The organism is Oscillochloris sp. ZM17-4, assembly GCF_019599295.1.
Classification (GTDB): Bacteria; Chloroflexota; Chloroflexia; order Chloroflexales; family Chloroflexaceae; genus Oscillochloris.
The window spans coordinates 234,588-244,009 of the sequence record NZ_JAIEWN010000002.1; the positions used below are offsets into that span (position 1 = coordinate 234,588).

General features: G+C 67.8%; 7 protein-coding genes. 4 read left to right on the forward strand and 3 right to left on the reverse strand.

The features are described from left to right. Positions 1-1,619: AAA family ATPase (locus K2Z83_RS02925; protein ID WP_220593682.1), on the reverse strand; the 1,619-nt coding region annotated here is incomplete at its 3' end. A 420-nt stretch (positions 1,620-2,039) separates the two neighbouring features. Between K2Z83_RS02925 and K2Z83_RS02930 the strand changes: the two genes are divergently transcribed. The 4 genes from K2Z83_RS02930 to K2Z83_RS02945 all read left to right on the forward strand — a co-directional run bounded on the left by K2Z83_RS02930 (position 2,040) and on the right by K2Z83_RS02945 (position 6,623). Then, positions 2,040-3,221 (forward strand): amino acid ABC transporter substrate-binding protein, encoded by a 1,182-nt coding sequence (locus K2Z83_RS02930; RefSeq protein WP_220593683.1) that lies wholly within the window; start codon positions 2,040-2,042, stop codon positions 3,219-3,221. A gap of 80 nt (positions 3,222-3,301) precedes the next feature. Continuing rightward, complete coding sequence (locus K2Z83_RS02935; protein WP_220593684.1) at positions 3,302-4,498, forward strand: amino acid ABC transporter permease; 1,197 nt, start codon at positions 3,302-3,304, stop codon at positions 4,496-4,498. Between the two features lie 73 nt (positions 4,499-4,571). Next, positions 4,572-5,798, forward strand: coding sequence for an amino acid ABC transporter permease (locus K2Z83_RS02940; RefSeq protein ID WP_220593685.1), 1,227 nt, complete (start codon positions 4,572-4,574; stop codon positions 5,796-5,798). Positions 5,799-5,873: 75 nt separating this feature from the next. After that, positions 5,874-6,623 (forward strand): amino acid ABC transporter ATP-binding protein, encoded by a 750-nt coding sequence (locus K2Z83_RS02945; RefSeq protein ID WP_220593773.1) that lies wholly within the window; start codon positions 5,874-5,876, stop codon positions 6,621-6,623. Positions 6,624-6,695: 72 nt separating this feature from the next. On the opposite strand, the gene K2Z83_RS02950 is transcribed toward K2Z83_RS02945, so the two are convergent. Together K2Z83_RS02950 and K2Z83_RS02955 are read right to left on the reverse strand one after the other, a co-directional pair. Beyond that, on the reverse strand, positions 6,696-8,015 hold the full coding sequence (locus tag K2Z83_RS02950; RefSeq protein WP_220593686.1) for a hypothetical protein: 1,320 nt from the start codon (positions 8,013-8,015) through the stop codon (positions 6,696-6,698). 180 nt (positions 8,016-8,195) lie between these two features. Then, positions 8,196-9,422, reverse strand: a 1,227-nt coding sequence (locus K2Z83_RS02955; protein ID WP_220593687.1) for a glycerate kinase, incomplete at its 5' end; no start/stop codon positions are given.

The following is a 9,422-nucleotide window of genomic DNA, read 5'->3' on the forward strand; positions in this document are numbered from 1 at the left end:
TCGACGGCGGTCTCCAGATCGGCGGGGGTGCGGATGATCGACTGGACGAGGGCGAATCCGGGCCGGCCGGCCTTCTCGGCCCACTGCATGGCGGCGCGCACGCCGGCGAAGGCCCCGGCGTAGGAGCGGGCCAGGCGGGCGAGCGAGTCGAGGCGGGCCTCGGCATCGGCCAGGGCGCGGCGGGCTGCCGCCCGCTCGTCGTCGGCGGCGGCCCGCTCGGCGCGCAGGGCCTCCAGCTCGGCGCGGGCGGCCCGCTCGGCCTCGGCGGCGGCGGCGCGGGCCGCCTCGGCGGCGGCGAGCTCGGCGCGGGCCGCCTCGACCTGGGCGGTTGCGGCGGCCAGGTGGGCGACGGCCTGGGCGGCGGCGGCCTCCAGCTCGGCGCGGTCACGCTCAAGCCGCGCAGCCTGGGCCCGCAGCTGCTCGGCGCGGCTGGCCCCCTCGGCCACGGCAGTCGCGGCACGCACAGAGGCGTCCTGGGCGGCGCGCAGCTCACGGGCGAGGGCCTGGCGGATCTGCTCGGCACCGGCCAGCTCAGCCTCGGCGGCGCGCTGGGCGAGGCGCTGGGCGTCAAGGGCGGCCGCGGCATGGGCCGCCTCCTCGGCGGCGGCGGCGCGGCGGTCCTCGTCTTCGCCCTGGCGCAGGGCCAGCTCGTTGCGGCGGCGCTCCAGCTCCTCGGCGCGGCGGGCCAAGGCCGCCAGGCGCTCGCCATCGACGGCCAGGACGCGCTGGGCATCCTCGGCCCGCTTATGCAGCTCACCGCTGCGCTGGTGCAGGGCGCCAAGCGCATCGCGCCGGCCGCGCAGCGCCTCGCGCAGGGCGCGCAGATCGTGCGAGGCCGCCATCTGGGCGGCGCGGGCCTGCTCCAAGGCCTGCTCCAGGCCGGCCAGATCAGCGCGGGCGCGGGCGGTGGCGAGCTGGGCGGCCCGCCAGAGCGCGGCGTAGTGTCGCTCATGGAGCGCGCGCAGCTCGCCGCTCAGCTCGCGGTGCTGGCGGGCCTGGCCGGCCTGGCGCTTCAGCGCGCGCAGCCGCGGCTCCAGCTCGCCCAGCAGGTCGCCCACCCGCTGCAGGTTGCTGTCCGTCTCGCGCAGGCGGCGCAGGGCCTCGGCCTTACGCAGCTCGAAGCCGCCGATCTCGGCGGCGTCCTCGAAGAGCCGGCGGCGCTCCTCGGGCCGCAGGGTCAGCGCGGCGTCCACCAGCCCCTGGTTGATGATCGTGTAGGAGCCGCCGAGCGGCTCGGTGGCCTCCTGCACATCGCGCAGGCGCACGCGGGCCCGGTTGATGAAGTACTCGCTGTCGCCGGCACGGGTGGCCCGGCGGGCGATCGTCACCTCGTCAAAGTCCAGCGGCAGCAGGCGGTCGCTGTTATCGATCGTCAGCGAGACCTCGGCCAGCCCGGCGGGGGCGCGCCGCCCGCCGCCCGAGTAGATCAGCTCCTCGGAGCGCTTGCAGCGCAGCGTGGCCAGGCTCTGCTCGCCCAGCACCCAGCGGATGGCGTCCGCCAGATTCGACTTCCCTGAGCCATTTGGGCCAACTACGGCAGTAATTCCAGATCTGAAATCGATAGCAGTTCGACCAGCAAAGGTCTTGAAGCCCTGAATATCAATGCGCTTGAGGTACATGCGTTAGGGTACAGGGTACAGGGTACAGGGTACAGGGAGGCAGATGGTTCGGCTGAGCATTGTATCACAATGCGAAGTCGCGAGAAGCACAGCCCCCCCAACCCCCAAATTGCCATAGGATTGCACACCTTGGAGGTATATGTTACAATTCGGGTCAATCCCAGTAGGACAAATACCACGCAGTGTAGCGTTGCCCGCGCAGATCTCCCCGCTGTAGTGCGCACCGGGCAGTGAAACCGATGACACACGGGATGCTCACACGGCATCATTAGGACGTGCCGAGATGAGTGGTCGCATGTCCGCCATAGCCGATATCGGCTACGCTGGGGCAATGGATGGGTTCGTAGCGACACGACACCGCCGATAGGGTTCGGCACCGAGTGCGTGTCGCGTGGATCTTTTGTAAGGAGAGCGACCTTGATGAAGCGACAGATTCTCCCGTTGCTGGCTCTGGCCTTCGCTATGGCCCTGACGGCCTGTGGCGGCCAGACCCCGCAGGCCGCCGCCACCACCGCCCCGGTGGCCGCCGACACCGCCGCCCCGGCGGCCCCCGCTGACACCGCCGCCCCGGCCACCGAGGCGCCCGCCGCCCCGGCCGCCACCGCCGCCCCGGCCCCCTCCACCAGCGACGCCGCCCAGCCCGCCGCCGGCGGCCGCCTGCAGACGATCATCAGCCGTGGTAACCTGATCTGCGGCGTGAACACCGGCCTCCCCGGCTTCATGAATGTGGACTCGGCCGGTGCCTACACCGGCTTCGATGTCGATTTCTGCAAGGCGATCGCTGCCGCGATCTTCGACGACCCGAGCAAGGTTGAGTACCGCCCGCTGAGCTCCCAGGACCGCTTCACCGCCGTGCAGACCGGCGAGGTCGATGTGCTGATCCGCAACAGCACCTTCACCCTGAGCCGTGATGGCTCGCTCGGCCTGGACTGGGCGCCGACCACCTTCTACGACGGCCAGGGCATGATGGTGCGCAAGGATAGCGGCATCAACACACTGGAGGACATGGACGGCGCGACGGTCTGCGTGCAGACCGGCACCACCACCGAGCTGAACCTGGCCGACCAGTTCAAGGCTCGCGGCCTGACCTTCACCCCAGTGGTCTTCGATAGCAACGACCCGACGGTGGCTGCATACGACGCCGGCCAGTGCGATGGCTTCACCACCGACAAGTCGGGCCTGGTGTCGAGCCTGTCCAAGCTGACCAACCCGGCCGACCACAAGATCCTTGATGTGACGATGTCCAAGGAGCCGCTCGGCCCCTCGACCCTCTCAGGCGACGCGCAGTTCAGCGACGCGGTGCGCTGGATTGTCTACGCGACCTTCCAGGCTGAGGAGTATGGTATCACCTCGGCCAACATCGGCGACTTCACCAGCAGCGAGCTGCCGGAGATCCAGCGCTTCCTGGGCCTGGCCGATAACAAGCTCGGCGATGGCATCGGCCTGCCGAACGACTTCGCCGTCCGCGTGATCAAGGGCGTGGGCAACTACGCCGAGATCTACGACCGCAACCTCGGCCCGACGACCCCCTTCGACCTGCCGCGCGGACTGAACTCGCTGTACACCAGCGGCGGGCTGCTCTACTCGCCGCCGTTCCGGTAAATCGGTAGGGCCGAAGCATTGGGGTTGTCGCGTAGCGACAACCCCAATGCTTCGGCCCTACGTGTTGACACGGAGACACCATGGCTGTAGCTACCCCACCACAGCAGCGGTCGAGCATCCCCTTCTACCGCGACACGCGGATCATTGCGATCATCCTCCAGGTCGTCTTCACCTTAGTCGTCGTCGTCGGGATCTGGTTCCTCTACACAAATATGATCGAGGGGCTGCGCAAGGCCAACCTACTGCCAAGCCTCTCGTTTTTGTCTCAGCCAACCGGATTCGCAATCTCCGAGAGCGTCATCCCCTATAGCACAGAGAGTAGCTACGGACAGGCATTCCTGGTCGGCATCATCAACACCTTACGCATCGCGATCACGGGAGTCATCCTGGCCACGCTCCTGGGGACAGTTGTCGGTATCTTCCGCATGTCGAGCAACTGGCTGCTGCGCAATCTCGCCACCACCTACGTCGAGATTGTGCGTAATATCCCGCTGCTGCTCCAGCTGATCTTCTGGTTTCTGCTCACCAAAGAGTTCCCTCGCGTGCAAGATAGTATCAACCTTGGCGGGCTGCTCTACCTGCATAACCGTGGCGTGACAATGGCATGGCCCCGCGAGGGCGATGACTTTGGTGCCTGGGTGCCCTGGCTCTGGGTTGGGCTGGCCGCTGGCATTATCTTCTACATTGTGCGACGCGTGCAGTTCGCCCGCCGCGACCGGCCCGGCGTGGCGATGCCCCAGGCATTCCTGATCGCCGGCGGCGTGGTGCTGCTCGGCATGATGATTGTGCGGCTGACCGGCGGCCAGTGGCCGCTCTTCCTAGAGATCCCCCAGCTCAACCGCTTCAACTTCGTGGGCGGCTCGACGATCACCCCCAGCTTCGCAGCGCTGCTGATCGGCCTGGTGGTCTACACGGCGACCTACATCAGCGAGATCGTGCGCAGCGGAATCCAGGCCGTCAGTAAGGGCCAGCGCGAGGCCGCCCGCGCGCTCGGCCTCACCAACGGCCAGGCGTTACGCCTGGTGATCTTCCCGCAGGCCCTGCGGATCATGATCCCGCCGCTGACGAGTCAGTACCTGAACCTAACGAAGAACAGCAGCCTCGCCGTGGTGATCGCCTACCCCGACCTGTTCTATGTCGGCAATACGATCAATAACCAGACCGGTCAGGCGGTGCCGGTGATCCTCATGCTGATGCTGAGCTACCTCTCACTCAGCCTGATCACCTCGCTGATGATGAACTGGTATAACAAGAAGATTCAGCTCGTCGAGCGGTAGCCGACCAACACCGGGCGCGCCGTAAGGGCGCAGCAGCGCTGCGCTGCCGCACCCCCCGACCCAGGAGAGACTCATGGCAACCGAAGTAGCGCGGGCACGCCCCGACCGCCCGGCATTTGTCCTGTGGGACTGGCTGCGCCAGAACCTGTTCAACAACTGGTATAACAGCGTCATCAGTGTGGTGATCCTGGTTGTCGTCTTCCAGGCGATGAGCGGCTTTGTGGGCTGGGCGCTCACCGCGCCCGGCTGGTCGGCGGCGATCACCAACCTGAAGGTGCTCACCACATGGACCTACCCGACCGATCAAGTCTGGCGGCCAGCCCTGGCGGTCTGGATCGTCGCCCTGCTGCTCGGCATGAGCGGCGGGGTCTGGCGCGGCATCCCGCAGACTCTGGCGATCGGCTTCGGTGTGATTATGCTGATCCTGGGCGTGCTGGCCTTCGCCCTGCCCCCCGCCGCCGCGCCACTGCCGGTCAGCGGGCCGTTCTTCCTACTGATCTCCGGCGTGACGACCGGGCTCGGCTACGGGCTGGGATTGCGCGTGGGTGAGCCGCTGCGCTGGCCGCTGGTGATCTCTTGGGTGCTCGTGTACCCTGTGGCTGTGCTGATTATCCGTGGCTTCGGCGGCCCGCTGCCCGAGGTGCCAACCAACCTCTGGGGTGGCCTCATGCTGACCATGCTGCTCTCGATCAGCGGCATCGTGCTCTCCTTCCCGCTCGGCGTGCTGCTGGCCCTCGGACGGCGCAGCAACCTGCCGGTGGTCAAGTGGTTCTGCATCATCTACATCGAGTTCATCCGCGGCGTGCCCCTGGTCACGGTGCTCTACATGGGTTCGCTGATGCTGCCGCTCTTCCTGCCCAGCCAGATCCGCATCGACAGCGTCATCCGGGCAATGGTGGCGGTCACCCTGTTCAGCGCGGCCTACCTGGCCGAGAATGTCCGCGGCGGTCTCCAGTCGCTGCCCAAGGGCCAGGCCGAGGCGGCCCGCGCCCTCGGGTTGAACACGCTACAGACGACCATGCTGATCACGCTGCCCCAGGCCCTGCGCGCGGTCATCCCGGTGCTGGTCGGCCAGTTCATCGGCCTGTTCAAGGACACCTCGCTGGTCGTGATCGTTGGCCTGGTCGACCTGCTCGGCGCCGCACAGAACGTCATCGGCCAGCCCCAGTGGCTCGGCACCCCCGGCGGCGTCTGGCGCGAGACCTTCCTGGTGATCGCGCTGGTCTACTGGGTCTTCAGCTTCACCATGTCGCGCACCAGCAAGACGATCGAGGAGAACCTCAGCGTCGGGCATAGGTAATTTTTGATTGCAGATTGCAGATTGCAGATTGGACAATCTGCAATCTGCAATCTGCAATCTGCAATTGGAGCAGCTATGAGCGGGCACACCGATAGCGAAGATATCATCATCTGCGAGAACGTGAACAAGTGGTACGGCGAGTACCACGCCCTGCGCGAGGTGACGACGACAGTGAAGAAGGGCGAGGTGGTGGTGATCTTCGGGCCGTCGGGGAGCGGCAAGAGCACCTTCATCCGCACGATCAACCGCCTGGAGGAGCACCAGGAGGGCAAGATCATCGTCGATGGCATCGAGATGACTAATGACATCCGCAACATCGACACCATCCGCCGCGAGACGGGCATGGTCTTCCAGCAGTTCAACCTCTTCCCGCACCTCAAGGTGATCCAGAACGTCACTCTGGCCCCGATCTGGGTGCGCAAGAAGACGCGCAAGGAGAGCGAGGCCAAGGCCCTAGAGCTGCTGGAGCGCGTGGGAATCAAGGAGCAGGCACATAAGTTCCCCGGCCAGCTCTCCGGCGGCCAGCAGCAGCGCGTGGCGATCGCCCGCGCCCTGGCCATGGAGCCGCGGATCATGCTCTTCGACGAGCCCACCTCCGCCCTCGACCCCGAGATGATCAAGGAGGTGCTCGACGTGATGAAGGAGCTCGCCCGCAGCGGCATGACTATGCTCTGCGTGACCCACGAGATGGCCTTCGCCCGCGAGGTGGCCGACCGCATGATCTTCATGGATCGCGGCCAGATCGTCGAGGAGGGCACCCCCGAGCAGATCTTCAGCGCCCCGCGCCACGAGCGCACTAAGCTCTTCCTCAGCCAGATCCTGTAGGTAAGGGCGCAGCAGGGCGATGGGGCGACGCCGCTTACGGTGTCGCCCCATCGCCCTGCTGCGCCCCTATCCCTACCTCCTCCAGAACTCCTTCTCGGCCACCTCAGCCCAGGGGTGCCCCTTACGCCAGCGGTAGCGCAGCTTCCCCTGGTGCCGCACCTCAAGCGCCTCGGCGCTCTCCTCTAGCTCGACGCGCCACCCCGCGATCACACACTCGGAGATAACGGTCTCGCTGCGGGCCGAGGGAAGCGCCGGCCCCGTGTGGGCCGCCAGATAGCGGAAGGCCTTGTCGCACCAGCCGGCCACATGCAGGGCGTCGCGGAAGTCGGGCGCGGAGCGGCGGGTGCGCCGTGCGCCGGTAGGCTCCGCAGCCAGGCAGATCCCGCCGGAGGCGTCCTGACCATCGAGCAGGCGCCGGCGCATCTCGCCAAGGTCAACGTGGACGCCATAGGCGGCGAGCAGATCTGCGGCGCGCAGGACATCGCCGAGCGGCGCCACCAGGTGCGGCTCCGGGGATATCTGCTCGTCGCCGCGTATGATCAGCGGCAGCGCGCCGCTGTCGCCCACCCAGCGCTCGATAAAGGCCATCGCCCGGGCCGCGCCATCGAGGTAGCGCTCGACGCCAGTGCGCTCGTAGCCCTGTAGCAGGGCCGGGATGCAGCGGGCGATAAAGAGCGGGTAGTACGTCTCGACCGGCCGACCGCTGTAGCTATTCTGGGCGATCGCCCCCTCCAGTGGGCCATCGTCAGTCACCTGATGGCCCAGGATGGCGTTCAGCGTGGGCAGCGCATAGTGCTCGCCCCAGACATCCTCACCACGTAGCTCAGACATCAGGAAGAGCGCCTCACACACCGTGGCGGCCTTATTGGCCACAAATGAGGACAGCCGCTGGTGCTCGCGGAAGCTGCCGGCGTTCGCATCCCAGAGCTGAGAGATATAGTAGCCGCGCAGGTTCTGCTCGGCGCAGCCGGCGTAGATCTGCCACGAGGAGTCGCCGACCTGACTCAGGGCGCGGGCAAGCAGCAGCAGCCCCACATCGCAGGCGGCCTCGTGGGGAGAGCCGGCGATAGCCGGGTTAGACTCAAAGGCCGATGCCGCGAAATGGCCGTTGGCCTGCTGCCCGCCCAGCAGATCGTCACCCGCACGCCTGGCCCGATCCAGCCAGATCTGCGCGCCGCTCCTCCGCCAGAGCTCCAGGTAGCCGGCGATGATCCCCTCGTAGCGCCAGTCGCGCCCCGGCCCGGTGTAGATGAGCGACTGCTGGCGCCAGTGAGTCACCGGGCCGCCGTAGCCGCGCGCGCCGCGCATGGTCTCAAGCCATGCATCGAGCCGGGCGACGGCATGATCAACAATCGAGTTGGTAGGGGATCGCTCGGTGGCAGTGGCAAGCATAGCGGGGCTCCCTCGCGCGATGGGACGATGAAGCCACTATATATGATTTCTTAACTACGACAGCATTACAGACTTTAGACAAGGTTTCAGAAGGGCCGAATCAGCTTGACAGCCCAAAAGTCCTTTGGTGACGTAGGTATCACCTACCGGCGGGGATGGTGCCGAGCTGCGCCAGCAAGCTCACCAGGCAAAGAGGAAGGCGAGGTCGTTCACATTCGTGTCGGTGGGGCCGGGGCGAAGCAGGTCGCCGAGTGCGGTGAAGAAGGGGTAGGCGTCGTTGCGCGCCAGGCTCGCGGCCGGGTCGAGGCCGAGCGCGCGGGCGCGGGACAGCGTCTCGCCCGTCACCACAGCCCCCGCTGCATCGGTCGGCCCGTCGCCGCCGTCGGTCGCCAGGGTGATCAGGGCGACATCGGGCAGGCCGGCGAGCTCGCCCACGGCGGCCAGGGCCAGCTCCTGGTTACGCCCGCCGCGCCCGTCGCCGCGCAGGGTCACGGTGGTCTCGCCGCCGACGATCACGCAGGCCGGGCGGGGCAGGGGCCGCCCGGCGGAGGCCAGCTCGCGGCCGATGGCGCCGAGGAATCGCCCCGCCTCGCGGGCCTCGCCCTGGAGGTAGGTGGTCAGGATCAGCGCGCTGAGCCCGGCGGCGCGGGCGGCCCGCTCGGCCGCCTCGGCGGCCTGGGGGTTGCCGCCCACCAGCAGCGTGCTGGCCCGCGCGAAGCAGGGGTCGCTGGGGCCGGGGGTCTCCGCGCGCTCGCCGGCCGCGCCCCGCCGCAGCCGATCCACGATGGCCGGCGGGGCGCGATCAGGCAGCCCGTGGCGATCCAGCACCGCCAGGGCGTCGGCGAAGCTGCTCGGGTCGGGCACCGTCGGGCCGGAGGCGATCACATCCAGCGGGCTGCCGACCACATCGGAGAGCACCAGGGTGACGAGATCGGCGGGGTGGGCCATGCGGGCCAGCCCGCCGCCCTTGATGATGTCCAGATGCTTGCGGATGGTGTTGATCTCATCGATGCTGGCCCCACAGGCCAGGAGCTGCCCGGTGAGCGCCTGGATGTCGGCCAGGCTCAGGCCGGGCGCCGGCAGGCTGAGCAGCGCAGAACCTCCGCCCGAGATCAGGGCGATCACCAGGTCGCCCTCCCGGCTGTCGGAGAGCAGATCGGCGATGCGCCGCGCCCCGGCTACGCTGCGCTCGTCGGGGACGGGGTGGCCGGCGGCAAGGATGTGATACGACCCAGGATGTGGGAGCTTTGCTCCCACATCCTGGGTCGTATCACGCTTTATCACCATCACCCCGCCCGAGAGCCGGTCGCCCAGCACATCGGCGGCGGCGGCGGCCATTGGTCGGCCAGCCTTCCCGCTGCCCACAATACGCACCCGCCCGACCCGCGCCAGGTCGTAGCTCCGCTC